We start from the raw sequence: 25,158 nt of genomic DNA, 5'->3' as shown, positions 1-25,158 counted from the left end.
AGTTTGAGCATGTCTGAAGAAAAATTAGGTCAACATTATCTCGCTGCGCTGAATGAGGCATTTCCGGGCGTCGTGCTGGACCACGCCTGGCAGACCAAAGATCAGCTGACTGTCACCGTGAAGGTGAACTATCTGCCGGAAGTGGTGGAGTTCCTCTACTACAAACAGGGCGGCTGGCTGTCGGTGCTGTTTGGTAACGATGAACGCAAACTGAACGGTCATTACGCCGTTTACTACGTGCTGTCGATGGAGAAAGGCACCAAGTGTTGGATTACGGTTCGCGTCGAAGTTGACGCCAACAAACCGGAATATCCGTCCGTGACGCCGCGCGTTCCGGCGGCAGTCTGGGGCGAGCGTGAAGTGCGCGATATGTACGGTTTAATTCCGGTTGGGCTGCCGGATGAACGCCGCCTGGTGCTGCCGGATGACTGGCCGGATGAACTCTACCCGCTGCGTAAAGACAGCATGGATTATCGTCAGCGTCCGGCGCCGACCACCGATGCTGAAACCTACGAGTTCATCAACGAACTGGGTGACAAGAAAAACAACGTCGTGCCGATTGGCCCGCTGCACGTCACTTCCGACGAACCGGGCCACTTCCGTCTGTTCGTTGATGGCGAAAACATTATCGACGCTGACTACCGCCTGTTCTATGTCCATCGCGGCATGGAAAAACTGGCGGAAACCCGCATGGGGTATAACGAAGTGACGTTCCTCTCTGACCGTGTGTGCGGGATCTGTGGCTTCGCCCACAGCACCGCCTATACCACGTCGGTGGAAAACGCGATGGGCATTCAGGTGCCAGAGCGTGCGCAGATGATCCGCGCCATTCTGCTGGAAGTGGAACGCCTGCACTCGCATCTGCTCAACCTTGGCCTCGCCTGCCACTTCACTGGCTTTGACTCCGGCTTTATGCAGTTCTTCCGCGTGCGCGAATCCTCCATGAAAATGGCGGAGATCCTTACCGGGGCGCGTAAAACTTACGGTCTGAACTTGATCGGCGGGATTCGTCGCGATCTGCTGAAAGATGACATGATCCAGACCCGCCAGCTGGCGCAGCAAATGCGTCGTGAAGTGCAGGAGCTGGTGGATGTGCTGCTGAGTACGCCAAACATGGAACAGCGTACCGTCGGCATTGGCCGTCTGGACCCAGAAATCGCCCGTGATTTCAGTAACGTCGGCCCGATGGTTCGCGCCAGCGGTCACGCCCGCGATACCCGAGCCGATCACCCGTTTGTTGGTTATGGTTTGCTGCCGATGGAAGTTCACAGCGAGCAGGGCTGCGACGTTATTTCACGTCTGAAAGTGCGTATCAACGAAGTCTTTACCTCGCTCAATATGATCGACTACGGCCTGGACAACCTGCCTGGCGGTCCGCTGGCGGTGGAAGGCTTCACCTACATTCCACACCGCTTTGCGCTGGGCTTTGCCGAAGCGCCGCGTGGCGATGATATCCACTGGAGCATGACCGGCGACAACCAGAAGCTGTACCGCTGGCGCTGCCGTGCCGCGACCTACGCGAACTGGCCGACCCTGCGCTATATGCTGCGCGGCAACACCGTTTCTGATGCGCCGCTGATTATCGGTAGCCTCGACCCTTGCTACTCCTGTACCGACCGTATGACCGTGGTCGATGTACGTAAGAAGAAGAGCAAAGTGGTGCCGTACAAAGAACTCGAGCGCTACAGCATTGAGCGTAAAAACTCGCCGCTGAAATAAGGAATCGCCATGTTTACCTTTATCAAAAAAGTCATCAAAACCGGCACGGCGACCTCGTCTTATCCGCTGGAGCCGATTGCGGTTGATAAAAACTTCCGTGGTAAGCCAGAGCAGAACCCGCAGCAGTGCATTGGCTGCGCGGCCTGCGTCAATGCCTGCCCGTCAAACGCCTTAACGGTTGAAACTGACCTCGCCACCGGCGAGCTGGCGTGGGAGTTCAATCTTGGGCGCTGCATCTTCTGTGGACGCTGTGAAGAAGTCTGCCCGACGGCGGCAATTAAACTGTCGCAAGAGTACGAGCTGGCGGTGTGGAAGAAAGAAGACTTCCTGCAACAGTCCCGCTTCGCGCTGTGCAACTGCCGCGTCTGTAATCGTCCTTTCGCCGTCCAGAAAGAGATCGATTACGCCATTGCGCTGCTTAAGCACAATGGCGACAGCCGCGCGGAAAACCACCGCGAAAGCTTTGAGACTTGCCCGGAATGTAAGCGCCAGAAATGCCTGGTGCCGTCCGACCGTATTGAACTGACTCGCCATATGAAAGAGGCCATCTGATGAGCAATTTATTAGGCCCCCGTGACGCCAACGGCATTCCGGTCCCGATGACGGTGGATGAATCCATCGCCAGCATGAAGGCGTCGTTACTGAAAAAAATCAAACGTTCTGCCTACGTTTACCGCGTAGACTGCGGCGGCTGCAACGGTTGCGAAATCGAAATTTTTGCCACGCTTTCGCCACTTTTCGATGCAGAATGCTTCGGCATTAAAGTCGTTCCGTCCCCGCGTCATGCGGATATTTTACTGTTTACCGGCGCGGTCACCCGTGCGATGCGATCCCCTGCGCTACGTGCGTGGCAGTCCGCGCCGGACCCTAAAATCTGTATCTCCTACGGTGCCTGCGGCAACAGCGGCGGCATTTTTCACGATCTCTACTGCGTGTGGGGCGGTACGGATAAAATCGTCCCGGTGGATGTCTACATTCCTGGTTGCCCGCCAACACCTGCCGCTACGCTGTACGGCTTTGCAATGGCGCTCGGCCTGCTGGAGCAGAAAATCCACGCCCGTGAGCCAGGCGAACTGGATGAGCAACCGGCAGAAATCCTGCACCCGGAAATGGTGCAGCCGCTGCGCGTGAAAGTAGATCGCGAAGCACGCCGCCTGGCGGGTTACCGTTATGGTCGCCAGATTGCCGATGATTTCCTGACACAGTTAGGGCAGGGCGAAGAGCAGGTTGCACGCTGGCTGGAAGCGGAAAACGATCCGCGTCTGAACGAGATTGTCAGCCATCTGAATCATGTTGTTGAAGAGGCGCGTATCCGATGAGTGAAAAGGTGGTGTTCAGTCAACTGAGCCGTAAATTTATTGATGAGAACGATGCCACGCCCGCCGAGGCGCAGCAGGTGGTCTATTACAGCCTGGCGATTGGTCACCACCTTGGGGTTATCGATTGCCTGGAAGCGGCGCTCACCTGCCCGTGGGATGACTATCTGGCATGGATTGCTACTCTGGAGGCGGGCAGCGAAGCCCGCCGCAAAATGGAAGGCGTGCCGAAGTATGGTGAGATCGTCATCGACATTAACCATGTGCCGATGCTGGCCAACGCATTCGATAAAGCCCGGGCAACGCAAACTTCGCAGCAGAAGGAATGGAGTACAATGCTGTTAAGTATGCTGCATGATATTCATCAGGAAAACGCCATCTATTTGATGGTGAGGAGACTGCGTGACTGACGTTTTACTTTGTGTTGGCAATAGCATGATGGGCGATGATGGCGCAGGTCCGCTGCTGGCGGAAAAGTGCGCCGCCGCGCCGAAAGGTAACTGGGTGGTGATTGACGGCGGTAGCGCACCGGAAAACGACATTGTCGCCATCCGCGAACTGCGCCCGACACGGCTGCTGATTGTCGACGCCACGGATATGGGGCTAAACCCCGGCGAGATCCGCATTATCGACCCGGATGACATCGCCGAGATGTTTATGATGACTACCCATAACATGCCGCTGAACTATCTCATCGACCAGTTGAAAGAAGACGTTGGCGAAGTGATTTTCCTCGGCATCCAGCCGGATATCGTCGGTTTTTACTACCCGATGACCCAGCCGATTAAAGATGCGGTAGAAACGGTTTATCAGCGACTGGAAGGCTGGGAAGGAAACGGCGGCTTCGCGCAGTTAGCGGTAGAAGAAGAGTAGTTTTTCAGTAAGGAATACAGGGAATTGAAAATCAGGACAGGGATGTGCGCTTTTTTATTGAGCTTAGTGTTGCCTGCGCAGGCCACCAGCTTTACCGAATATCTGCCAATGAGTGACAGCGAATACGCGCAAAAGCGGGCGCTGATACCTCTCCTGACTATGCCTTATTATACCGAGCAAAACTGGCATTTTAGAAAAGTCGGCGTTGCTGGCGTGACGCTTGAGAAGATGCCAAATGAAGAGGATGACTGGCAATTAACCGCAAAAGACCGCGCCGGTAAATCCTGGACTGTGCCTGTGGGTATGCTGGCAAACATGGCGGGCAATGGGCAACTCTATCGCGCCGATCTTGATCGTAACGGCATTCAGGATCTGGTTATCTGGTTACCCAGTGCCGGTAATGGTCTGGCTCCTTATGCACATTTAATCCTGTTGACGTTCACACACGAAGGTCGTCCCTGTGTCTTTGAACCCTGGGGATTCTACACCGCAAGCGAAACTGGCGTTGATGATTTGCTGGATTTGCAAGGTAATGGTCACACGCAATTGCTGGATATGCAGTTTGATTCCGGTTACTGGCTAACCAGTTTGTATCAGGTAAAAGACGCCAAATGGCAGCGTATTCACGGCTGGTTTGGTAAGTTAAGCTATCCCGCACTCACGCGTTTTACTTATACCCCCAACCGTAAACTCGTTCTCAAACCCATCGCTGGACGCGACCCGCAAACGGAAGATCTGACGCTGACGCAACGTTGTTTGATAACGGGGGATGTTCTTGATGGGGTGAATCAGAACTAATGGCAAACGCCAGATTGCCCGATGCGCTACGCTTATCGGGCCTACACTGATCCACCGCGACTCCCTCATTGCTCTTTTGCGATAAACACTGTCATCACATGTCATCGTCACTAGTGTCGATGACATCGTTTTTCCTGCACCACAGAATTTAATTTCCTTAAATAACAGTCAATTAAGAATTGGCATGATTTGTGTATGTATCGGCGCATTAACTGTCATTGCTGGAGAATTTGATGAACCGTTTCATCATTGCTGACGCGAGTAAATGTATTGGTTGCCGTACCTGTGAAGTGGCGTGCGTGGTTTCTCATCAGGAAAATCAGGACTGTGCATCGCTGACCCCGGAAACTTTTTTACCGCGTATCCATGTCATTAAAGGTGTGAACATTTCCACGGCGACAGTCTGCCGTCAGTGTGAAGATGCACCGTGCGCTAACGTCTGCCCGAATGGTGCTATCAGCCGTGATAAAGGGTTTGTTCATGTGATGCAGGAACGCTGCATTGGTTGCAAAACCTGCGTTGTGGCTTGCCCGTATGGCGCGATGGAAGTGGTGGTGCGTCCGGTGATTCGCAACAGCGGCGCGGGACTTAACGTACGAGCTGACAAAGCCGAAGCTAATAAATGCGACCTCTGTAACCATCGTGAAGACGGCCCGGCGTGTATGGCGGCTTGCCCGACCCATGCGCTGATTTGTGTCGATCGTAATAAACTTGAACAGTTGAGCGCAGAAAAACGCCGCCGCACAGCGCTGATGTTCTAAAAATCTTACAGAACTGTTCTGGCATCAAAGGAATTCCCGGAAATATTCGTAGAATACGGAGTGGGCGATATCGCCGACCTGTGACTGCCGGATGCGATGCGGTCGTGTCCGGCAGGGCGGGTTACGCAATTCATGATGGCGGGAATAACTCAATGGCAAAAAACACTTCTTGCGGTGTCCAACTGCGTATTCGTGGCAAAGTGCAGGGCGTCGGTTTTCGTCCGTTTGTCTGGCAGCTGGCACAGCAATTAAATCTTCACGGAGATGTCTGTAATGACGGCGATGGCGTAGAAGTCCGACTGCTGGAAGACCCGGAAACGTTTCTTGCGCAATTGCATCTGCATTGTCCGCCGCTGGCACGTATCGATAGCGTTGAGCGTGAACCGTTTATCTGGTCACAACTGCCCACTGAGTTCACTATCCGCCAGAGCGCAGGCGGCGCCATGAATACGCAAATTGTTCCCGATGCCGCCACTTGTCCAGCGTGTCTTGCCGAAATGAATACCCCGGGCGAGCGGCGCTGGCGTTATCCGTTTATCAACTGTACCCACTGCGGCCCGCGTTTCACTATTATTCGCGCGATGCCTTACGACCGCCCGTTTACCGTGATGGCGGCGTTTCCGCTGTGTCCGGCCTGTGATAAAGAATATCGCGACCCGCTCGACCGTCGCTTTCACGCCCAGCCGGTGGCCTGCCCGGAGTGTGGTCCGCATCTTGAATGGGTAAGTCATGGCGAACGTGCCGAACAAGAAGCGGCATTACAGGCGGCTATCGCACAGCTAAAAGCGGGCAACATTGTCGCCATCAAAGGAATTGGCGGATTTCATCTCGCCTGCGATGCGCGTAACAGTAACGCGGTGGCGACACTTCGGGCGCGCAAACATCGCCCGGCGAAACCGCTGGCAGTTATGTTGCCAACGGCAGAAGGTTTACCAGACGCTGTCCGCCAGTTGCTCACCACGCCCGCCGCGCCGATTGTGCTGGTGGATAAAAAATACGTTCCTGCACTTTGTGACGATATCGCCCCTGGCCTTAACGAAGTGGGGGTGTTGTTGCCTGCAAACCCGCTCCAGCATTTGCTGTTACAGGAGTTGCAATGCCCGATGGTGATGACCTCCGGCAACCTGAGCGGCAAACCACCGGCTATCAGCAACGAACAGGCGCTGGACGATTTGCAGGGCATTGCCGACGGATTCTTGATACATAACCGTGACATCGTTCAGCGGATGGATGATTCGGTGGTGCGCGAAAGCGGCGAAATGCTGCGCCGTTCGCGGGGGTATGTACCGGACGCGCTGGCTTTGCCTCCGGGCTTTAAAAATGTTCCGCCTGTGCTGTGCCTCGGCGCGGATCTGAAAAATACCTTCTGCCTGGTGCGCGGTGAACAAGCGGTGTTGAGTCAACATCTGGGCGATTTAAGTGACGATGGCATCCAGATGCAGTGGCGCGATGCGTTACGCCTGATGCAAAACATCTACGATTTCACTCCGCAATACGTTGTGCATGACGCGCATCCGGGCTATGTCTCCAGCCAGTGGGCGCGCGAGATGAATCTGCCGACGCAAACGGTGCTGCATCATCATGCCCACGCAGCTGCATGTCTGGCAGAGCATCAGTGGCCGCTGGATGGCGGTGATGTCATTGCTTTGACGCTCGACGGTATTGGTATGGGGGAGAACGGCGCGTTGTGGGGCGGCGAGTGCCTGCGGGTGAACTATCGTGAATGCGAGCACCTGGGCGGCTTGCCTGCGGTGGCGCTTGCTGGTGGCGATCTTGCCGCAAAGCAGACGTGGCGAAACCTGCTGGCACAGTGCCTGCGCTTTGTGCCTGAGTGGCAGAATTATCCCGAAACGACGAGTGTGCAACAGCAAAACTGGAGCGTGCTGGCGCGGGCCATTGAGCGTGGAATTAACGCGCCGCTGGCGTCATCGTGTGGGCGTTTGTTCGACGCTGTGGCGGCGGCGCTGGGCTGTGCGCCAGCGACGTTAAGTTATGAAGGCGAAGCGGCTTGTGCTCTGGAGGCGCTCGCAGCCTCGTGCCACGGAGTGACGCATCCGGTGACGATGCCGCTGGTGGACAATCAACTTGATCTCGCCACCTTCTGGCAGCAGTGGCTGAACTGGCAGGCCCCGGTTAATCAACGAGCGTGGGTATTTCATGATGCGCTGGCGCACGGTTTTGCCGCGTTGATGCGTGAGCAGGCAACGATGCGCGGTATCACTACGCTGGTATTTAGTGGTGGGGTTATTCATAACCGTTTGCTGCGTGCACGTCTGGCGCATTATCTCGCTGATTTCACGTTGCTCTTTCCGCAAAATTTACCGGCGGGTGATGGCGGGTTGTCTCTGGGGCAGGGGGTGATTGCTGCGGCGCGTTGGTTAGCGGGCGAAGTCCAGAACGGATAAAACCTGTTGCATTTGGACACCATTGCCGGATGCGGCGTAAACGCCTTATCCGGCCAACACATGCGCTCCCCGTAGGTCGGATAAGACGCGCCAGCGTCGCATCCGACATTTTAGGTACAGTAGCCCGCCTACACTGGCAACGTTTTCAACAATCCAAACGCCTCTTTCATCCGATCCTCACTGACCACAAAGGCACGAAGCTGGTCGGCATCGTCAACGCCGCGCGCCACCATCCCCTGGCTTTCAGTACAAATCTGCCAGCGCAAATCCCGACGCTGGGTTTCCCCTGCCAGATGCAGCGGTAATTCCGGCGTTTTGATTTTTACCAGCATCGCCGGAAGTTTCAGCGGCGTGTTGTTGCCAAGAAGATTTTTTGCCAGCACCATTGCGCTAAGTTGAATTGGCTGCAGGAACGGCAGCACCTGACCGTTAATCTCTGCGCAATCGCCCAGCGCGTAAATATCGGCATTACTGGTTTGCAGATAGCTATCGACGCAAACGCCGCGATTAATCGTCAGCCCGGCGCGTCGTGCCAGCGCGGTTTCCGGGCGTAGTCCGGTGGCGGCAATTACCGCATCCACTTCGATGGTACGCTGACGGTCCAGCCTTGCCTGAATGCCAGAATCCGTTTTTTCCAGCCCCAGCAACTGAGATTTCAGCAGCAGATGGACACCCATCTCTGTCAACCGATGCTGTAAGCGACTGCTTACTTCCGGTGGCATTAACGACGCCAGAATACTTGCAGCGTTGTCGATTAGCGTTACCGCTTTGCCTGCCCGACAAAAATCCATCGCCAGTTCGCTACCAATCAAACCACCGCCGACAATCAACACGCGTCGGGCATCCCGCAGTTGCGTTTCACAGGCGCGATACTCTTGCTGACTGTTTAAAGTAAGCATTAACTCACGCCCAGGCACTGGCGGGACAAAGGCGCTGGCACCGGTTGCCAGCACTAATTTTTCGTATTGCCACTGATTATTCTGGCTTTTCACCACATGGGCTTCGGCATCGATATCCGTCACCCAGGTTTGCGGAAACAGGCGCAGATTAAACTGTTCGGCAAATTCTCCCGCCGTCTGGCGGGTAAGGTCGTCGGCACGTTGCCCCTGACTGATAACATGGCTGAGGTCAGGTTTGTTGTACTCATCCATGCTATCGGCGGCAATCAGGGTTAATGGAATACTGGCGTCCTGTTTGCGAATATTTTTCACCAGTTGGCGGGCGGCGAAGCCCGAACCAATGATCACAATGCCGTTGCTCATTTTGCCTCCGATGCCAGTTCGTCAAAGACGTCTTTGCCGAGGGAACATTCAGGGCAGAGGAAGTTATCCGGGACTTCACTCCACGGCGTTCCTGGCGCAACGTCCTGCATTGGCTCGCCTTTTGCCGGATCGTAAATCCACTGGCAGACGCTGCACTGCATCCGTGGGCCGAGGTCAGCCGTTGTGGTGGCACAGGTTTCTTCTTTAACCACCGTATTCACCGTGTTCTGCGGCAGCGGCGCGAGCGCCCACTGACGGGCGATTTCGCGACCGTGTTCACGGCATAACTCCAGTGCGTCCTGGTCCGGTCGCCATTTGGCTTTCAGGCTAAGTGACATTTCGAAACCTGCATCCTGCAAGCGCGTGGAAAGACGATCCACCGCACCGCCGCTCCAGCCATGAGAGCCGAAAGCACTGGCGCGTTTGTTACGGAAGCGCAACCCAGTCATCTCCTCCACCAGCCCAGCGATTTTCGGCATCATCACGTTATTCATCGTCGAAGTGCCGACCAGCACGCCTTTTGAGCGGAAGACATTGGTCAGAATTTCGTTTTTATCGCTTCGGGCGACGTTGAAAATTTTCACCGCTACGCGTGGGTCGGTTTCCGCAATCCCCTGGGCGATAGCATCAGCCATCATGCGGGTGTTATTCGACATGGTGTCGTAGAAAATGGTGATTCTGTCTTCCTGATAATCCGCCGCCCATTTCAGGTACAGCTCGACAATTTGCGTCGGGTTATCGCGCCACACCACACCGTGAGAGGTGGCAATCATATCGACCGGCAAATTAAAGCCCAGAATCTCGTTGATTTTCGGTGTCACCAGGCGGCTGAACGGCGTCAGGATATTGGCGTAGTAACGCTGGCACTGCTCGAAAAGCTCCGTCTGATCCACTTCATCGTTGAACAGATGCTCGTCGCAGTAGTGCTGACCGAAGGCATCGTTACTGAACAGCACCGCGTCGCCCGTCAGGTAAGTCATCATACTGTCCGGCCAGTGCAGCATTGGCGTTTCGACAAAAATGAGCTGTTTGCCGTTACCGATATCCAGCGTGTCGCCGGTTTTCACCACGTTGAAATTCCACTCCGGATGATGGTGATGACCATTTATTGAGTCGATGGCGTTTGCCGTGCAGTAGATCGGTGTATCCGGAATTTGCGCCATCAGTTCGGTCAGCGCCCCGGCGTGATCCTCTTCAGCATGGTTAATCACGATGTAATCGATATCCGCCAGATCGATTTCATTACGCAGGTTCTGCACAAATTCGCGGCTGAATTTATGGTCAACGGTGTCGATAAGTACATTTTTTTCTTCACGAATGAGGTAGCTGTTGTAGCTGCTGCCGCGCAGCGTTTTATATTCCGTGCCGTGAAAATCACGCACTTCCCAGTCACGTTGACCCACCCAATGAATGTTATTTTTCACCACAATAGACATAGCAACCTCAATTTATTCAGCGTGTTCTAAAAAGATGTCTTGTTAATTGCAGATTGCGTGCCAGTTTTTTATCTGATTGTTTTTGCTATATAAATTTATTTATGCTCATTAATGAGTAGTCAAAATGACTATCCATCAAATGGTCGATATGACAATATCTATAGTCAAATTGACAGTGAGGCAAAGATGAGTTTTTCCGTTGATGTGCTGGCGAATATCGCCATCGAATTGCAGCGTGGGATTGGTCATCAGGATCGTTTTCAGCGCCTGATCACCACGCTGCGTCAGGTGCTGGAGTGTGATGCGTCCGCGCTGCTACGTTACGATTCGCGGCAGTTTATTCCGCTTGCCATCGACGGGCTGGCGAAGGATGTACTCGGCAGACGTTTTGCGCTGGAAGGACATCCACGGCTGGAAGCGATTGCCCGCGCGGGTGATGTGGTGCGTTTTCCCGCAGACAGTGAATTGCCCGATCCCTATGACGGTTTGATTCCCGGGCAGGAGAGTCTGAAAGTTCACGCCTGTGTTGGCCTGCCGTTGTTTGCCGGACAAAACCTGATCGGCGCACTGACGCTCGACGGGATGCAGCCCGATCAGTTCGATGTTTTCAGCGATGAAGAGTTACGGCTGATTGCCGCGCTGGCGGCGGGGGCGTTAAGCAATGCGTTGCTGATTGAACAACTGGAAAGCCAGAATATGCTGCCAGGGGATGTCGCGCCGTTTGAAGCGGTGAAACAGACGCAGATGATCGGTCTGTCGCCTGGCATGACGCAACTGAAAAAAGAGATTGAGATTGTGGCGGCGTCCGATCTCAACGTCTTAATCAGCGGTGAGACGGGAACGGGTAAGGAGCTGGTGGCGAAAGCGATTCATGAAGCCTCGCCGCGGGCGGTGAATCCGCTGGTCTATCTCAATTGTGCAGCACTGCCGGAAAGTGTCGCGGAAAGTGAGTTGTTCGGGCATGTAAAAGGGGCGTTTACTGGCGCTATCAGTAACCGCAGTGGGAAGTTTGAAATGGCGGATAACGGCACGCTATTTCTGGATGAGATTGGCGAGCTGTCTCTGGCATTGCAGGCCAAGCTGCTGCGGGTGTTGCAGTATGGCGATATTCAGCGCGTTGGCGATGACCGCAGTTTGCGGGTCGATGTGCGCGTGTTGGCGGCGACTAATCGCGACTTGCGCGAAGAGGTGCTGGCAGGGCGATTTCGCGCCGACTTGTTCCATCGCCTGAGCGTGTTTCCGCTTTCGGTGCCGCCTCTGCGTGAGCGGGGCGATGACGTCATTCTGCTGGCGGGGTATTTCTGTGAGCAGTGCCGTCTGCGGCTGGGGCTTTCCCGCGTGGTATTAAGTTCCGGGGCGAGAAATTTACTGCAACACTACAGTTTTCCGGGAAACGTGCGCGAACTGGAACATGCTATTCATCGGGCGGTAGTACTGGCGAGAGCGACCCGCAGCGGCGATGAAGTGATTCTTGAGGCGCAACATTTTGCTTTTCCTGAGGTGACGTTACCGCCGGCAGAAGTGACGACAATGCCCGTCGTTAAGCAAAACCTGCGTGAAGCGACAGAAGAGTTCCAGCGTGAAACCATTCGCCAGGCACTGGCACAAAATAATCACAACTGGGCTGCCTGTGCGCGGATGCTGGAAACTGACGTCGCCAACCTGCATCGGCTGGCGAAACGTCTGGGATTGAAGGATTAAATAATCCCGGCCTGATAGAAATCCTGCAGGTTAATCGCGCCGGTGAGTTTGCCGTTTTCGTCCACCACCGGGGCGGCGGTGATTTTGCGCTTCATCAGAACTTCTTTGGCGTCGATGGCGCGGCTTTGCGCCTGTAATGTGGTGCCGCCTGCCGTCATCGCTTCATTAACTGGCGTGGTGAGGGCGCCGCCGACAACCAGCCAGCGACGTAAATCGCCGTCGGTAAAGACGCCTTTCACCTGCTGTTGATCATCGCACACCGCCACAAGTCCTAATCCGGTACGGCTGAGTTCCAGCATCGCGTCCATTACGCTGGCGGTTAACGCCACCTGCGGGATAGCGTCATCACGGCGCATCAGATGATGCACTTTATTCAGCAAGCGAGCGCCCAGCGCTCCGGCTGGATGTGAACGGGCAAAATCTTCTTCATTAAAACCGCGCGCCTGCATGACTGCCATCGCCAGCGCGTCGCCCATCATCAGGGTATTGACGGTGCTGGAGGTCGGCGCAAGGTGCATCGGACAGGCTTCGCGTTCTACGGAAATATCCAGTATCGCTTTCGCTGCCAGGCCCAGCGGTGACGTCGGTTTACCGGTCATTGCCAGCAGCGCGATAGATTTATCTTCCAGACGCGGAATAATCAGATCCAGTTCCTTCGCGCCACCGGAGTAAGAGATAAACAGCATCACATCGCGGCTTTCAATCATCCCCAGATCGCCGTGCAGTGCTTCTGCCGGATGGACAAAAAAAGCCGGTGTGCCGGTGCTGGCAAGCGTTGCGGCGATTTTCTTACCAATGTGGCCCGATTTGCCAATTCCGGAAACCACCACTTTGCCTTCGCAGTGCAGGATGATATTGGCGGCGCGAACAAAATCATCGCCCAGACGTTCCGGTAAACGGCTTGCTTCCTGCAACTCCAGCGTTAACGTCTGGCGTCCCGCGTTCAGTAGTGCTTCACTCATTGCTTTCTCCGGTTATGATCACGTCGATCCCTTTATCTTCCAGCGCCTGACGAAACGCGGGATCGATACCTGCGTCGGTAATCAGCTTATCGACACTTTCAAGACTGCAAACCACGTTGGGGCTTTTACGACCAAACTTCGATGAGTCAGCCATCAAAATGACTTCACGCGCGGCATTACACATCGCCTTACTGACGGTAAAAACCTCGTTGAAGGTGGTTACGCCCGCATTCAGATCGATGCCGTCAGTACCCATGAATAATTTGTCGAAGGTGAAATGCTCGAAGGCATTTTCCGCCAGTTGCCCGTGAAATGAGGCCGATTTTTTGCGAAATGTTCCGCCTGGCATCAGGATGGTTTGTTCGTTATCCAGTTCGGATAGCGCATTAACGATATGCAAACTGTTGGTCATCACCGTGATGTTATTAAAGCGCGATAGCATGGGGACCATCTGCAACACGGTGCTGCCAGCATCAAGAATGATCGAGTCGCCATCATGAATAAAACTGACGGCAGCTTCTGCAATCAGCGCTTTCTTGTGGGTGTTGATAAGAGTTTTATGATCGATAGGCGGATCGGATTCCTCTTTATTCAACACCACGCCGCCATAAGTACGAATGACGGTTCCGGCATGTTCCAGAATGACCAGATCTTTGCGAATGGTTGTGCCTGTGGTGTCAAAGTATTGCGCCAATTCTTCAACCGAGCATTTCCCCTGCTTTTGCAGGTACTCCAGAATGGCGGCTTGACGCTGACGAGGTTTCATGGGTGTGATTACCTGATTTAGGTTTCAAAATGATAACTTCGCAAGCAAGTAACATTCACAACGAAATTATCCACGTTTCAGTTTAAGCGCCAATGATAGAGCATTCTGTGATAGTGGATCATGGGGAAAGATCACATCAGGTCGTAAATCACCCTGATGCATACCCGTAATTGTGGGAATTTTTTGCGGTCGGGCGAAAACGGTCAGTCCTTTCATAAACAAGGTATCGACGATGCGCTGCTGATCGTCCAGTGCAATGGCGACCACGACCCGCGGTTTAAAGCGCCCGCTGGAACGTCCCACGCCAACGCGCCCTTGCTGGCAGAGCGCGTCGAAGGCTCGATTAAAACGAGAAATTTGCCAGCCGCCTAAGGCCAGTTGCGCACACCAGGCGATAACGGCGACGGTGATGAGAGCTGATACCATAACTTCTCCTTAATGTCGTGGAGGAAGTCCTGTAGGCCTGATAAGCGTAGCGCATCAGGCATTTTATTAGTCGCGCGGAGATCCTTTAAGGATCTCCGCTGTTGATCAAAACATCACCTGACCGCCAGTGACATTAATCGATTGTCCAGTGCAGTACGACGCCTTAGGACTGGCATAGAACAGCAGCATATTCAGCACGTCCTGATAATCGCAGCCACGTTTGAGCGGCACTTTATCGATGTAATACTGCTCGACTTCATTCGGTTTGATACCCAGCTTGGTCGCGTATTGCGGTAGCAAAGACTGGAACATCGGCGATTTCAGCAGGTTACCGAGCATCAGTGAATGAACCGTAATGCCGTATTCCGCCAGATCCAATGCTAGCGACTGAGTAAGACCGACACCGCCAAATTTCGCGGCGCTATAACCAGAGTTGTGTTTGCTGCCCACTTTGCCGGATTTTGAGTTGATCTGAATAATGCGTCCCTTAATACCGTCGCGGATCATCAAACGCGAAAATTCACGCGCACACAGGAAATAGCCCACCAGATTCACCTGTAGCGAGCGGTCAAAATCCCCAAGCTGGAAATCGCTGATAAAGGCTGCTTTTGCAATTCCGGCGCTGTAGACCAGTAAATCCACGCGACCAAAGATTTCATCTACCCCACGAGAGAGCGCCAGAACGCTCTGCTCGCTGGTGGCGTCAGCACCAAAACCGTACGCTGTTCCTTCACCATGTTCGGTGTTAATTTCTTGCGCCACATTTGCAGCTTTGTCGCTTTGAATATCGACAACCGCCACGCGATACCCCTCGGCAGCCAGACCGTGGCACAGGAACGCGCCTAAGGTTTGCCCACCACCGATGACAACGGCAACCTGATTCATTTTTTACTCCTTAACAGATTCAAACTTCAAAACCGATCCCGGCGCGATATCGTCGGGTACTTGGCCTGCCACATGGACAGTGCCCGGAAATTCCGCTTCGCTTAAACCATCGAAGCGCAGGGTGACATGACCCAGCTCGCGAAGATTGTCTTCCGCCACGCTGCCAACGGCGGTCACCGGATAGCGATGCTGTCCGAGAGAAAATTGCAAACCGGGATGGAGCGCACCTTTCAACTCGCCGTGGCAATGAATGAAGCAATACTCTTCGAGATCCGCAGGCGCGCCTTCACGAAAGGTGATGAGCATCTGGTCGCTGAGGGCGTCAGTGGCGCTCGCGCCGATACAGGTGATGGTGGTCTGATAAATAACGGTCATGTTTCAGCCTCTATTGATAGATAAAACCGGAGACAAACCAGGCGATCAGGACAGTAGGCGCGCCGGTCAGAAAGCGGCTCACCAGTACAGAAGGGACACCGACGCGAACCGTATCCTGACGGGCTTCCGCCAGCGACAAACCGACCGGGATAAAGTCGCAGGCGGCTTGCGCGTTAATGGCAAACAGCGCCGGTAAAGCCAGATGCGGCGGAATATTGCCGAGGCCAATCTGCACACCAATCAATACACCGATAACCTGCGCGATAACGGCACCAGGGCCGAGAAAAGGTGAAAGCAGCGGGAAGGAGCAGATAAGCGCTAGCATCACCAGCCCCAGAGGATGACTGGCCAGCGGAGCAAGACCGTGGGCAATCCAGTCTCCAAGACCGGAGGCCATAATGATGCCGATAAGCGCCGAGACAAACGCCATAAACGGCAGAATGGTTTTTAATACGGTGTCGATGGTGTCGCGTCCGGACTGGAACAACACGGCAACGGCAGACCCCATGCCCATTCCCACCTTTGCCAGTAAACCATCGCTCTGTTCGGTAATTTTCTTGCTGGTGTCGTAGTCACGGCCCACGGAAGACGGTTGTGGCGTTGCAGCACCCACCACTGTGATATTTTCTTCTTTCACGCCAGAGACATAAATATCTTCCACGATGTACTGCGCCAGCGGGCCAGACTTGCCCGTCGAGTGGATATTGATGGTGGGAATACGCCGTTTGGGATAGATGCCGCAGCGCAGTGTGCCGCCGCAGTCGATTACCGCAACGCCGATTTCCGCTTCTGCGGGTTCACCTTCTTTAAATCCGTCGATAGCCTGCCAGCCAGTAAGCTGCGCCAGTTTGTCGACAATCGCAGGACGTGTACCGGCGGTGATATAGACGATTTTTTTCCCCGGAGTGGCGTCCAGTTCAAGTGGGCCGCCCCAGCCACCCGTCCCTTTTTCGATCCGAATACGTGTCATGATGTTGCTCCTGCCAGGCGAACTTTCTGTTCAAGTTGAATGCCCATCTTTTTCTCGAAAATGGCGGTGGTCAGATCGGTCACCCACCCACGGAAGAAGTTAGTGACCAGCCCAACCAGCAGATAGCTTACTGCCAGTGGGCCAAGTGGCAGATTCAGTGTCGTCAGACCGCTGGCAATTCCAAGATAAACAAACAATTCGCCGGGGTTGATGTGGGGGAAGAGGCCATTCATTGAGTGGCAGCTATAAGAGGCCGCCGCGTAATAGCTGGGTTTGTACTTTTCTGGCATAAAACGACCCAGGCTTAAAGTCATCGGGTTACAAAAAACAAATGTGCCAATACACGGCAATAGCAGGTAACGGGAAACAGGATTACCAGCGCAACGTTGAGCAAATCGTTCAATACGATGCTGACCGATAAAATTAATCAATGCGTTCATGATAACCAGCAGGCTTATCAACAGTGGAAGAATGCCGGTCACCATCCCGGTAAACACCTCTCCACCTTTCTGGAACAGCCCGATGAACCACTCTGCGCCATGAGTAATGGTTTCTATCATTGTTCTCTCCTTTGAAATTTATTGTTTCATTACCAAACAGCAAACCAATCTAATCAGATCGAAAGATTTAAAAGTGTTATTTTGATCGCAAAATGAAAGATAAATATTTTAATTTGAAAGTTTAGCTAAAGGGATGGTGATGAAGGTGATTTGTGTTATGTAAAGTCTGTATCAGGCAGTGACTACCGCTTCCTTGTGCGGGGTGGGATGCTTTACCATACTTGCCCCTGGTTGAATCTGTTAAATGGACTCCTCATGTTCAAGCGTCGTTATGTAACATTGCTTCCCCTTTTTGTGTTGCTTGCCGCCTGTAGCAGCAAGCCAAAACCTACCGAGACTGAAACGACCACCGGAACGCCGTCTGGCGGCTTCCTGCTTGAGCCGCAGCACAATGTGATGCAGATGGGCGGTGACTTCGCTAACAACCCGAATGCGCAGCAGTTCATCGACAAAATGGTGAAAAAACACGGCTTCGATCGTCAGCAGTTGCAGGAAATCCTCTCCCAGGCGAAACGTCTGGATTCGGTACTGCGGCTGATGGATAACCAGGCACCAACCACATCGGTGAAGCCGCCATCTGGCCCGAACGGCGCATGGCTGCGTTATCGTAAAAAATTTATTACTCCGGATAACGTGCAGAACGGCGTGGTTTTCTGGAACCAGTATGAAGATGCACTGAATCGCGCGTGGCAGGTGTATGGCGTACCGCCAGAAATTATTGTTGGGATCATCGGCGTTGAAACCCGCTGGGGACGCGTGATGGGTAAAACCCGTATCCTCGATGCGCTGGCGACTCTGTCATTTAACTACCCACGCCGCGCGGAATATTTCTCTGGTGAGCTGGAAACCTTCCTGCTAATGGCGCGCGATGAGCAGGACGATCCGTTCAATCTGAAAGGTTCCTTTGCCGGTGCAATGGGCTACGGTCAGTTTATGCCGTCGTCTTACAAACAATACGCCGTGGATTTCAGCGGCGACGGGCATATCAACCTGTGGGATCCGGTTGATGCCATCGGTAGTGTGGCGAACTATTTCAAAGCGCACGGCTGGGTGAAAGGCGATCAGGTCGCTGTAATGGCAAACGGTCAGGCTCCGGGTTTGCCAAATGGTTTCAAAACCAAGTACAGCATTTCACAACTTGCAGCGGCAGGTCTGACGCCACAACAGTCGCTGGGCAATCATCAGCAGGCCAGCTTACTGCGTCTGGATGTTGGGACGGGGTATCAGTACTGGTACGGTCTGCCGAACTTCTACACCATTACCCGTTATAACCACAGCACCCATTACGCAATGGCGGTCTGGCAGTTAGGACAAGCCGTAGCGCTGGCGCGCGTACAGTAACAATTTGCAAGAGGGAGGTTAAATCTCCTCCCTCTGTTATCTTACTGTTTATTCGAATGACGTAATTGCTTGATTTTTTTCGACAGCGAAATCGCATATCCCAGGCAGACAACGCCTAACGCAGCCTGGCCAAAATCGAAAGGTTCAAGATAGCCAGAAGATAAAATCTTACATACCACTGAAACCAGGGCGCTGACACCGCCAATGGTGACCCACATACGCATTTGCGTGGTCTGTTTGAGCACGTTTTGAGGGGGGGTATCCGTTTTCTTTGTTGCCATTGCTTTCCTCTCCTTGTGAATACATATCAATGTGAACGCGGCATGGTAGCCTTTTTTCTTTACCGGTTGGTCGTAACAGTCTTATTTCGGAATGCGACTCGTAAAATGAGTCGCTCGTCCCCATCTTCTGCGGGAAAGTGCTATCTTGTCCGGCATAAATTTTTGACTGACAGAGGTTGTGATGACTGACAGTGAACTGATGCAGTTAAGCGAGCAGGTAGGGCAGGCGCTGAAATCCCGTGGCGCGACCGTAACAACCGCTGAGTCTTGTACCGGCGGTTGGGTAGCGAAAGTGATTACCGATATTGCCGGCAGTTCCGCCTGGTTTGAACGTGGATTTGTCACCTACAGTAACGAAGCCAAAGCGCAGATGATCGGCGTGCGCGAAGAGACGCTGGCGCAGCATGGCGCGGTGAGTGAACCTGTCGTGGTGGAAATGGCGATAGGCGCACTGAAAGCAGCTCGTGCTGACTATGCCGTGTCTATCAGCGGTATCGCCGGGCCGGATGGCGGCAGTGAAGAGAAGCCTGTCGGCACCGTCTGGTTTGCTTTTGCCTCTGCCAGCGGTGAAGGCATTACCCGCTGGGAATGCTTTAGCGGTGACCGCGATGCCGTGCGTCGGAAGGCGACGGCTTATGCCTTAAATACGCTGTGGCAACAATTTCTACAAAACACTTGATACTGTATGACTATACAGTATAATTGCTTCAACAGAACATATTGACTATCCGGTATTACCCGGCATGACAGGAGTAAAAATGGCTATCGACGAAAACAAACAGAAAGCGTTGGCGGCAGCACTGGGCCAGATTGAGAAACAATTTGGTAAAGGCTCCATCATGCGCCTGGGTGAAGACCGTTCCATGGATGTAGAAACTATCTCTACTGGTTCGCTTTCACTGGATATCGCGCTCGGGGCAGGTGGTCTGCCGATGGGCCGTATCGTCGAAATCTACGGACCGGAATCTTCCGGTAAAACCACGCTGACACTACAGGTGATTGCCGCTGCCCAGCGCGAAGGTAAAACCTGTGCGTTTATCGATGCTGAACACGCGCTGGACCCAGTCTATGCACGTAAACTGGGTGTCGATATCGACAACCTGCTGTGCTCCCAGCCGGACACCGGCGAGCAGGCACTGGAAATCTGTGACGCCCTGGCACGCTCTGGCGCAGTAGACGTTATCGTCGTTGACTCCGTGGCGGCACTGACGCCAAAAGCGGAAATCGAAGGCGAAATCGGCGACTCTCATATGGGCCTTGCGGCACGTATGATGAGCCAGGCGATGCGTAAGCTGGCGGGTAACCTGAAGCAGTCCAACACGCTGCTGATCTTCATCAACCAGATCCGTATGAAAATTGGTGTGATGTTCGGTAACCCGGAAACCACTACCGGTGGTAACGCGCTGAAATTCTACGCCTCTGTTCGTCTCGACATCCGCCGTATCGGTGCGGTGAAAGAGGGCGAAAACGTAGTGGGTAGCGAAACCCGCGTGAAAGTGGTGAAGAACAAAATTGCAGCGCCGTTTAAACAGGCTGAATTCCAGATCCTCTACGGTGAAGGCATCAACTTCTACGGCGAGCTGGTTGACCTGGGCGTGAAAGAGAAGCTGATCGAGAAAGCAGGCGCGTGGTACAGCTACAAAGGTGAGAAGATCGGCCAGGGTAAAGCGAATGCGACTGCATGGTTGAAAGACAACCCGGAAACTGCGAAAGAGATTGAGAAGAAAGTACGTGAGTTGCTGTTGAGCAACCCGAACTCAACGCCAGATTTCTCTGTAGATGACAGCGAAGGCGTAGCAGAAACTAACGAAGATTTTTAATCGTCTTGTTTGATACACAAGGGTCGCATCTGCGGCCCTTTTGCTTTTTAAGTTGTAAGGATATGCCATGACAGAATCAACGTCCCGTCGCCCGGCATATGCTCGCCTGTTGGATCGTGCGGTACGCATACTGGCGGTACGCGATCACAGTGAGCAAGAACTGCGACGTAAACTCTCGGCACCGATTATGGGTAAAAATGGTCCGGAAGAGATTGATGCCACGGCAGAAGATTACGATCGCGTTATTGCCTGGTGCCATGAAAACGGCTATCTCGATGACAGCCGATTTGTTGCGCGCTTTATTGCCAGCCGCAGCCGCAAAGGATATGGTCCGGCGCGTATTCGTCAGGAGCTGAACCAGAAAGGTATTTCCCGCGAAGCGACAGAAAAAGCGATGTGTGAATGTGATATCGACTGGTGCTCGCTGGCGCGCGACCAGGCGACGCGAAAATATGGCGAACCGTTACCAACGGTCTTTTCGGAAAAAGTTAAGATCCAGCGTTTTCTGCTCTATCGTGGCTATCTGATGGAAGATATCCAGGAGATTTGGCGAAATTTTGCCGACTGAACGCATACGGTATTTTACTTCCCAGTCAAGAAAACTTATCTTATTCCCACTTTTTCAGTTACCAGCCGGGCGGTTAACGACACGCGACGGCTGGTGGCGATATTTCGTTAGCTTGATTTCAGGATAATTATGAGCAAGAGCACCGCTGAGATCCGTCAGGCGTTTCTCGACTTTTTCCATAGTAAGGGACATCAGGTAGTTGCCAGCAGCTCCCTGGTACCCCATAACGACCCAACTTTGTTGTTTACCAACGCCGGGATGAACCAGTTCAAGGATGTGTTCCTTGGGCTCGACAAGCGTAATTATTCCCGCGCTACCACTTCCCAACGCTGCGTGCGTGCGGGTGGTAAACACAACGACCTGGAAAACGTCGGTTACACCGCGCGTCACCATACCTTCTTCGAAATGCTGGGCAACTTCAGCTTCGGCGACTATTTCAAACACGATGCCATTCAGTTTGCATGGGAACTGCTGACCAGCGAAAAATGGTTTGCCCTGCCGAAAGAGCGTCTGTGGGTTACCGTCTATGAAAGCGACGACGAAGCCTACGAAATCTGGGAAAAAGAAGTCGGCATCCCGCGCGAACGTATTATTCGCATCGGCGATAACAAAGGCGCGCCATACGCATCTGACAACTTCTGGCAGATGGGTGACACTGGTCCGTGCGGCCCGTGCACCGAAATCTTCTACGATCACGGCGACCACATTTGGGGTGGCCCTCCGGGAAGTCCGGAAGAAGACGGCGACCGCTACATTGAGATCTGGAACATCGTCTTCATGCAGTTCAACCGCCAGGCCGATGGCACGATGGAACCGCTGCCGAAACCGTCTGTAGATACCGGTATGGGTCTGGAGCGTATTGCTGCGGTGCTGCAACACGTTAACTCTAACTATGACATCGACCTGTTCCGCACGCTGATCCAGGCGGTAGCGAAAGTCACCGGCGCGACCGATCTGAGCAACAAATCACTGCGCGTAATCGCTGACCACATTCGTTCTTGTGCGTTCCTGGTAGCGGATGGCGTAATGCCGTCCAACGAAAACCGTGGTTATGTACTGCGTCGTATCATTCGTCGCGCGGTGCGTCACGGCAATATGCTGGGCGCGAAAGAAACCTTCTTCTACAAACTGGTTGGTCCGCTGATCGAGGTCATGGGCTCTGCGGGTGAAGACCTGAAACGCCAACAGGCGCAGGTTGAGCAGGTGCTGAAAACCGAAGAAGAGCAGTTTGCTCGTACACTGGAGCGTGGTCTGGCGCTGCTGGACGAAGAACTGGCGAAACTTTCTGGTGATACGCTGGATGGTGAAACTGCTTTCCGTCTGTACGACACCTATGGCTTCCCGGTTGACCTGACGGCTGATGTTTGTCGTGAGCGCAACATCAAAGTTGACGAAGCTGGTTTTGAAGCAGCAATGGAAGAACAGCGTCGTCGCGCACGCGAAGCCAGCGGCTTTGGTGCCGATTACAACGCGATGATCCGTGTTGACAGTGCATCTGAATTTAAAGGTTATGACCATCTGGAACTGAACGGCAAAGTGACTGCGCTGTTTGTTGATGGTAAAGCTGTTGATGCCATTAATGCAGGCCAGGAAGCGGTTGTCGTGCTGGATCAAACGCCATTCTATGCAGAATCCGGCGGTCAGGTTGGCGATAAAGGCGAACTGAAAGGCGCTAACTTCTCCTTTGCGGTGGAAGATACGCAGAAATACGGCCAGGCGATTGGTCACATCGGTAAACTTGCTGCGGGTTCTCTGAAAGTGGGCGACGCGGTACAGGCGGATGTAGATGAAGCACGTCGCGCGCGTATTCGTCTGAATCACTCCGCAACGCACCTGATGCACGCTGCGCTGCGTCAGGTTCTGGGTACTCATGTTTCCCAGAAAGGTTCACTGGTTAATGACAAGGTGCTGCGTTTTGACTTCTCGCATAACGAAGCGATGAAACCAGAAGAGATTCGTGCTGTCGAAGATCTGGTCAACGCGCAGATTCGTCGTAACTTGCCTATCGAAACCAACATCATGGATCTCGAAGCGGCGAAAGCGAAAGGTGCGATGGCGCTGTTCGGCGAGAAGTATGATGAACGTGTACGCGTGTTGAGCATGGGTGATTTCTCCACTGAGCTTTGTGGTGGTACTCATGCTAGCCGCACCGGTGATATTGGTCTGTTCCGTATCATTTCTGAATCGGGTACTGCTGCAGGTGTTCGCCGTATTGAAGCGGTAACCGGAGAAGGCGCTATTGCCACCGTTCATGCAGACAGCGATCGCTTAAGTGAAGTTGCGCATCTGCTGAAAGGTGATAGCAATAATCTGGCTGATAAAGTACGTTCAGTACTGGAACGTACGCGTCAGCTGGAAAAAGAGTTACAACAGCTTAAAGAACAGGCTGCTGCACAGGAGAGTGCGAATCTTTCCAGTAAGGCAATTGATGTTAATGGTGTTAAGCTGTTGGTTAGTGAGCTTAGCGGTGTTGAGCCGAAAATGTTGCGCACCATGGTTGACGATTTAAAAAATCAGCTGGGGTCGACAATTATCGTGCTGGCAACGGTAGCCGAAGGTAAGGTTTCTCTGATTGCAGGCGTATCTAAGGATGTCACAGATCGCGTGAAAGCAGGGGAACTGATTGGTATGGTCGCTCAGCAGGTGGGCGGCAAGGGTGGTGGACGTCCTGACATGGCGCAAGCCGGTGGTACGGATGCTGCGGCCTTACCTGCAGCGTTAGCCAGTGTGAAAGGCTGGGTCAGCGCGAAATTGCAATAATATAAGCGTCAGGCAATGCCGTGGACTTGCTTCACGGCATTCGCATCGACGCTATCGACAACGATAAAGTCAGGTTGAAGTTGTGTATATCGGCTAAACTTAGGTTTAACAGAATGTAATGCCATGACTGCTTAGATGTAATGTGTTTGTCATTGCTTACTTTTTGGCGTTATATGATGGATAATGCCGGGATACAGAGAGACCCGACTCTTTTAATCTTTCAAGGAGCAAAGAATGCTGATTCTGACTCGTCGAGTTGGTGAGACCCTCATGATTGGGGATGAGGTCACCGTGACAGTTTTAGGGGTAAAGGGCAACCAGGTACGTATTGGCGTAAACGCCCCGAAGGAAGTTTCTGTTCACCGTGAAGAGATCTACCAGCGTATCCAGGCTGAAAAATCCCAGCAGTCCAGTTACTAATCTTTCCGCGTCTCATCTTTAACGGTGAGACGCACCCTCAAAATTTCTCCTTCGTTTCATTTTCTTTTCGCGTTACTCCCGTTCATTTAACTTTTGCCACCATTTTTATCTATCACTGCTACCTGTCAGAGGCCTGTTTTTCTGTTGATAAAACACTCTTTTTGACGTTTTTACAGACTAATTGAGCGCGAAGTGTGCAAACGATAAAAGTGTGGGAAAAATTGTTTGACTTATAAGTCTCAGAAAGTAATATGTGCGCCACGCAGCGACGATGAGCGATAAACAAGTTCTTCGAAGCACTCGTAAGAGGCGTGTGGTGAGGTGGCCGAGAGGCTGAAGGCGCTCCCCTGCTAAGGGAGTATGCGGTCAAAAGCTGCATCCGGGGTTCGAATCCCCGCCTCACCGCCATTTGCATCCGTAGCTCAGCTGGATAGAGTACTCGGCTACGAACCGAGCGGTCGGAGGTTCGAATCCTCCCGGATGCACCATCTCTTACTTGATACGGCTTTAGTAGCGGTATCAAAAAATCTGCAGTAAAGTAAGTTTCCCGATGCATCCGTAGCTCAGCTGGATAGAGTACTCGGCTACGAACCGAGCGGTCGGAGGTTCGAATCCTCCCGGATGCACCATATTCTCCGTAATCTTCAGCGATGAAGGTGTCGAAGAGGTGGCGGTACTAACCGCAAGCACCAGGGAGGATAACGTTGCTTTAGCAACGGCCCGAAGGGCGAGCCGCAAGGCGAGTCATCCTCC

At 53.3% G+C, this 25,158-nt stretch carries 25 protein-coding genes and 3 tRNA genes; 18 read left to right on the top strand and 10 right to left on the bottom strand.

Annotated elements, in window-relative coordinates; genetic code table 11:
* Positions 1 to 9 precede the first annotated feature (9 nt).
* The 8 genes from hycE to hypF all read left to right on the top strand — a co-directional run bounded on the left by hycE (position 10) and on the right by hypF (position 7,872).
* Positions 10 to 1,719, top strand: a complete 1,710-nt coding sequence (hycE, locus tag A9180_RS09070) for a formate hydrogenlyase subunit HycE (protein ID WP_001288118.1) — start codon at positions 10 to 12, stop codon at positions 1,717 to 1,719.
* 9 nt (positions 1,720 to 1,728) lie between these two features.
* Positions 1,729 to 2,271: a formate hydrogenlyase subunit HycF gene (gene hycF / locus A9180_RS09065; RefSeq protein ID WP_000493785.1), complete on the top strand. Its 543-nt coding sequence runs from the start codon at positions 1,729 to 1,731 to the stop codon at positions 2,269 to 2,271.
* Positions 2,271 to 3,038: a formate hydrogenlyase subunit HycG gene (gene hycG / locus A9180_RS09060; RefSeq protein ID WP_064528074.1), complete on the top strand. Its 768-nt coding sequence runs from the start codon at positions 2,271 to 2,273 to the stop codon at positions 3,036 to 3,038. The genes hycF and hycG overlap by 1 nt, the downstream gene beginning before the upstream one ends.
* On the top strand, positions 3,035 to 3,445 hold the full coding sequence (hycH, locus tag A9180_RS09055; protein ID WP_064528072.1) for a formate hydrogenlyase assembly protein HycH: 411 nt from the start codon (positions 3,035 to 3,037) through the stop codon (positions 3,443 to 3,445). Before hycG ends, hycH begins: the two co-directional genes overlap by 4 nt.
* A complete protein-coding gene (gene hycI / locus A9180_RS09050) occupies positions 3,438 to 3,908 on the top strand; it encodes a hydrogenase maturation peptidase HycI (protein WP_064528070.1) in 471 nt (156 codons plus the stop codon). The genes hycH and hycI overlap by 8 nt, the downstream gene beginning before the upstream one ends.
* A gap of 42 nt (positions 3,909 to 3,950) precedes the next feature.
* Positions 3,951 to 4,706 (top strand): hypothetical protein, encoded by a 756-nt coding sequence (locus A9180_RS09045; RefSeq protein WP_064528068.1) that lies wholly within the window; start codon positions 3,951 to 3,953, stop codon positions 4,704 to 4,706.
* A gap of 233 nt (positions 4,707 to 4,939) precedes the next feature.
* A complete protein-coding gene (gene hydN, locus A9180_RS09040) occupies positions 4,940 to 5,467 on the top strand; it encodes an electron transport protein HydN (RefSeq protein WP_001078777.1) in 528 nt (175 codons plus the stop codon).
* 152 nt (positions 5,468 to 5,619) lie between these two features.
* On the top strand, positions 5,620 to 7,872 hold the full coding sequence (gene hypF, locus A9180_RS09035; protein WP_064528066.1) for a carbamoyltransferase HypF: 2,253 nt from the start codon (positions 5,620 to 5,622) through the stop codon (positions 7,870 to 7,872).
* Positions 7,873 to 8,000: 128 nt separating this feature from the next.
* Here the strand turns inward: hypF and norW are convergent, their stop codons facing one another.
* The gene (gene norW, locus A9180_RS09030; RefSeq protein WP_064528064.1) at positions 8,001 to 9,134 is read right to left on the bottom strand and encodes an NADH:flavorubredoxin reductase NorW; all 1,134 of its coding nucleotides are present in this window, start codon (positions 9,132 to 9,134) and stop codon (positions 8,001 to 8,003) included.
* On the bottom strand, positions 9,131 to 10,570 hold the full coding sequence (gene norV / locus A9180_RS09025) for an anaerobic nitric oxide reductase flavorubredoxin (RefSeq protein WP_064528062.1): 1,440 nt from the start codon (positions 10,568 to 10,570) through the stop codon (positions 9,131 to 9,133). Before norV ends, norW begins: the two co-directional genes overlap by 4 nt.
* A gap of 186 nt (positions 10,571 to 10,756) precedes the next feature.
* Between norV and norR the strand changes: the two genes are divergently transcribed.
* On the top strand, positions 10,757 to 12,271 hold the full coding sequence (gene norR / locus A9180_RS09020; protein WP_064528060.1) for a nitric oxide reductase transcriptional regulator NorR: 1,515 nt from the start codon (positions 10,757 to 10,759) through the stop codon (positions 12,269 to 12,271).
* Here norR and gutQ read toward each other — a convergent pair.
* From gutQ to srlA, 7 genes are all read right to left on the bottom strand, one after another.
* The gene (gene gutQ, locus A9180_RS09015) at positions 12,268 to 13,233 is read right to left on the bottom strand and encodes an arabinose-5-phosphate isomerase GutQ (RefSeq protein WP_064528058.1); all 966 of its coding nucleotides are present in this window, start codon (positions 13,231 to 13,233) and stop codon (positions 12,268 to 12,270) included. The two genes, norR and gutQ, sit on opposite strands and share 4 nt — an antisense overlap.
* On the bottom strand, positions 13,226 to 13,999 hold the full coding sequence (srlR, locus tag A9180_RS09010) for a glucitol operon DNA-binding transcriptional repressor SrlR (protein ID WP_064528056.1): 774 nt from the start codon (positions 13,997 to 13,999) through the stop codon (positions 13,226 to 13,228). Before srlR ends, gutQ begins: the two co-directional genes overlap by 8 nt.
* A gap of 66 nt (positions 14,000 to 14,065) precedes the next feature.
* Positions 14,066 to 14,425, bottom strand: coding sequence for a transcriptional regulator GutM (gene gutM / locus A9180_RS09005; protein WP_064528054.1), 360 nt, complete (start codon positions 14,423 to 14,425; stop codon positions 14,066 to 14,068).
* A 105-nt stretch (positions 14,426 to 14,530) separates the two neighbouring features.
* Positions 14,531 to 15,310 carry a sorbitol-6-phosphate dehydrogenase gene (gene srlD, locus A9180_RS09000; RefSeq protein WP_064528052.1) on the bottom strand — a complete coding sequence of 260 codons (780 nt, stop codon included), beginning with the start codon at positions 15,308 to 15,310 and terminating at the stop codon, positions 14,531 to 14,533.
* A 3-nt stretch (positions 15,311 to 15,313) separates the two neighbouring features.
* On the bottom strand, positions 15,314 to 15,685 hold the full coding sequence (gene srlB / locus A9180_RS08995; protein ID WP_064528050.1) for a PTS glucitol/sorbitol transporter subunit IIA: 372 nt from the start codon (positions 15,683 to 15,685) through the stop codon (positions 15,314 to 15,316).
* A 10-nt stretch (positions 15,686 to 15,695) separates the two neighbouring features.
* On the bottom strand, positions 15,696 to 16,655 hold the full coding sequence (gene srlE, locus A9180_RS08990; protein ID WP_064528048.1) for a PTS glucitol/sorbitol transporter subunit IIB: 960 nt from the start codon (positions 16,653 to 16,655) through the stop codon (positions 15,696 to 15,698).
* Positions 16,652 to 17,215 carry a PTS glucitol/sorbitol transporter subunit IIC gene (gene srlA / locus A9180_RS08985; protein ID WP_000573324.1) on the bottom strand — a complete coding sequence of 188 codons (564 nt, stop codon included), beginning with the start codon at positions 17,213 to 17,215 and terminating at the stop codon, positions 16,652 to 16,654. The genes srlE and srlA overlap by 4 nt, the downstream gene beginning before the upstream one ends.
* A 255-nt stretch (positions 17,216 to 17,470) precedes the next feature.
* On the opposite strand from srlA, the gene mltB reads away from it, so the two are divergent.
* Positions 17,471 to 18,556, top strand: a complete 1,086-nt coding sequence (gene mltB / locus A9180_RS08980; protein ID WP_064528047.1) for a lytic murein transglycosylase B — start codon at positions 17,471 to 17,473, stop codon at positions 18,554 to 18,556.
* Positions 18,557 to 18,597: 41 nt separating this feature from the next.
* On the opposite strand, the gene A9180_RS08975 is transcribed toward mltB, so the two are convergent.
* Entirely contained in the window at positions 18,598 to 18,837 is a 240-nt protein-coding gene (locus tag A9180_RS08975; RefSeq protein ID WP_064528045.1) for a hypothetical protein, read from the bottom strand.
* Between the two features lie 181 nt (positions 18,838 to 19,018).
* Here A9180_RS08975 and pncC point away from each other — a divergent pair, with 181 nt between their 5' ends.
* The 8 genes from pncC to A9180_RS08930 all read left to right on the top strand — a co-directional run bounded on the left by pncC (position 19,019) and on the right by A9180_RS08930 (position 25,034).
* Positions 19,019 to 19,516: a nicotinamide-nucleotide amidase gene (pncC, locus tag A9180_RS08970; RefSeq protein ID WP_064528043.1), complete on the top strand. Its 498-nt coding sequence runs from the start codon at positions 19,019 to 19,021 to the stop codon at positions 19,514 to 19,516.
* Positions 19,517 to 19,595: 79 nt separating this feature from the next.
* Complete coding sequence (recA, locus tag A9180_RS08965) at positions 19,596 to 20,657, top strand: recombinase RecA (protein WP_000963153.1); 1,062 nt, start codon at positions 19,596 to 19,598, stop codon at positions 20,655 to 20,657.
* 67 nt (positions 20,658 to 20,724) lie between these two features.
* Positions 20,725 to 21,225 (top strand): recombination regulator RecX, encoded by a 501-nt coding sequence (gene recX, locus A9180_RS08960; RefSeq protein ID WP_064528041.1) that lies wholly within the window; start codon positions 20,725 to 20,727, stop codon positions 21,223 to 21,225.
* 129 nt (positions 21,226 to 21,354) lie between these two features.
* Entirely contained in the window at positions 21,355 to 23,985 is a 2,631-nt protein-coding gene (gene alaS / locus A9180_RS08950) for an alanine--tRNA ligase (RefSeq protein ID WP_064528039.1), read from the top strand.
* 234 nt (positions 23,986 to 24,219) lie between these two features.
* Positions 24,220 to 24,405 carry a carbon storage regulator CsrA gene (gene csrA, locus A9180_RS08945; protein WP_000906486.1) on the top strand — a complete coding sequence of 62 codons (186 nt, stop codon included), beginning with the start codon at positions 24,220 to 24,222 and terminating at the stop codon, positions 24,403 to 24,405.
* Between the two features lie 315 nt (positions 24,406 to 24,720).
* Positions 24,721 to 24,813, top strand: a tRNA-Ser gene (locus A9180_RS08940).
* Positions 24,814 to 24,816: 3 nt separating this feature from the next.
* Positions 24,817 to 24,893, top strand: a tRNA-Arg gene (locus A9180_RS08935).
* Positions 24,894 to 24,957: 64 nt separating this feature from the next.
* A tRNA-Arg gene (locus A9180_RS08930) sits at positions 24,958 to 25,034 on the top strand.
* The last annotated feature ends 124 nt before the right edge of the window (positions 25,035 to 25,158 follow it).

It is taken from the genome of Escherichia sp. B1147, from assembly GCF_001660175.1.
GTDB classification, from domain to species: domain Bacteria; phylum Pseudomonadota; class Gammaproteobacteria; order Enterobacterales; family Enterobacteriaceae; genus Escherichia; species Escherichia whittamii.
This window is presented reverse-complemented; position numbering and strand designations above follow the sequence as displayed.

Coding starts and splice junctions, on each gene's coding strand:
- srlD (WP_064528052.1), bottom strand. CDS start 15,310: ATGAATCAGGTTGCCGTTGTCATCGGTGGTGGGCAAACCTTAGGCGCG.
- srlR (WP_064528056.1), bottom strand. CDS start 13,999: ATGAAACCTCGTCAGCGTCAAGCCGCCATTCTGGAGTACCTGCAAAAG.
- alaS (WP_064528039.1), top strand. CDS start 21,355: ATGAGCAAGAGCACCGCTGAGATCCGTCAGGCGTTTCTCGACTTTTTC.
- hycE (WP_001288118.1), top strand. CDS start 10: ATGTCTGAAGAAAAATTAGGTCAACATTATCTCGCTGCGCTGAATGAG.
- hycH (WP_064528072.1), top strand. CDS start 3,035: ATGAGTGAAAAGGTGGTGTTCAGTCAACTGAGCCGTAAATTTATTGAT.
- gutQ (WP_064528058.1), bottom strand. CDS start 13,233: ATGAGTGAAGCACTACTGAACGCGGGACGCCAGACGTTAACGCTGGAG.
- norV (WP_064528062.1), bottom strand. CDS start 10,570: ATGTCTATTGTGGTGAAAAATAACATTCATTGGGTGGGTCAACGTGAC.
- hypF (WP_064528066.1), top strand. CDS start 5,620: ATGGCAAAAAACACTTCTTGCGGTGTCCAACTGCGTATTCGTGGCAAA.
- recA (WP_000963153.1), top strand. CDS start 19,596: ATGGCTATCGACGAAAACAAACAGAAAGCGTTGGCGGCAGCACTGGGC.
- csrA (WP_000906486.1), top strand. CDS start 24,220: ATGCTGATTCTGACTCGTCGAGTTGGTGAGACCCTCATGATTGGGGAT.
- A9180_RS08975 (WP_064528045.1), bottom strand. CDS start 18,837: ATGGCAACAAAGAAAACGGATACCCCCCCTCAAAACGTGCTCAAACAG.
- A9180_RS09045 (WP_064528068.1), top strand. CDS start 3,951: ATGTGCGCTTTTTTATTGAGCTTAGTGTTGCCTGCGCAGGCCACCAGC.
- srlA (WP_000573324.1), bottom strand. CDS start 17,215: ATGATAGAAACCATTACTCATGGCGCAGAGTGGTTCATCGGGCTGTTC.
- mltB (WP_064528047.1), top strand. CDS start 17,471: ATGTTCAAGCGTCGTTATGTAACATTGCTTCCCCTTTTTGTGTTGCTT.
- srlE (WP_064528048.1), bottom strand. CDS start 16,655: ATGACACGTATTCGGATCGAAAAAGGGACGGGTGGCTGGGGCGGCCCA.
- norR (WP_064528060.1), top strand. CDS start 10,757: ATGAGTTTTTCCGTTGATGTGCTGGCGAATATCGCCATCGAATTGCAG.
- pncC (WP_064528043.1), top strand. CDS start 19,019: ATGACTGACAGTGAACTGATGCAGTTAAGCGAGCAGGTAGGGCAGGCG.
- norW (WP_064528064.1), bottom strand. CDS start 9,134: ATGAGCAACGGCATTGTGATCATTGGTTCGGGCTTCGCCGCCCGCCAA.
- hydN (WP_001078777.1), top strand. CDS start 4,940: ATGAACCGTTTCATCATTGCTGACGCGAGTAAATGTATTGGTTGCCGT.
- recX (WP_064528041.1), top strand. CDS start 20,725: ATGACAGAATCAACGTCCCGTCGCCCGGCATATGCTCGCCTGTTGGAT.
- srlB (WP_064528050.1), bottom strand. CDS start 15,685: ATGACCGTTATTTATCAGACCACCATCACCTGTATCGGCGCGAGCGCC.
- gutM (WP_064528054.1), bottom strand. CDS start 14,425: ATGGTATCAGCTCTCATCACCGTCGCCGTTATCGCCTGGTGTGCGCAA.
- hycG (WP_064528074.1), top strand. CDS start 2,271: ATGAGCAATTTATTAGGCCCCCGTGACGCCAACGGCATTCCGGTCCCG.
- hycF (WP_000493785.1), top strand. CDS start 1,729: ATGTTTACCTTTATCAAAAAAGTCATCAAAACCGGCACGGCGACCTCG.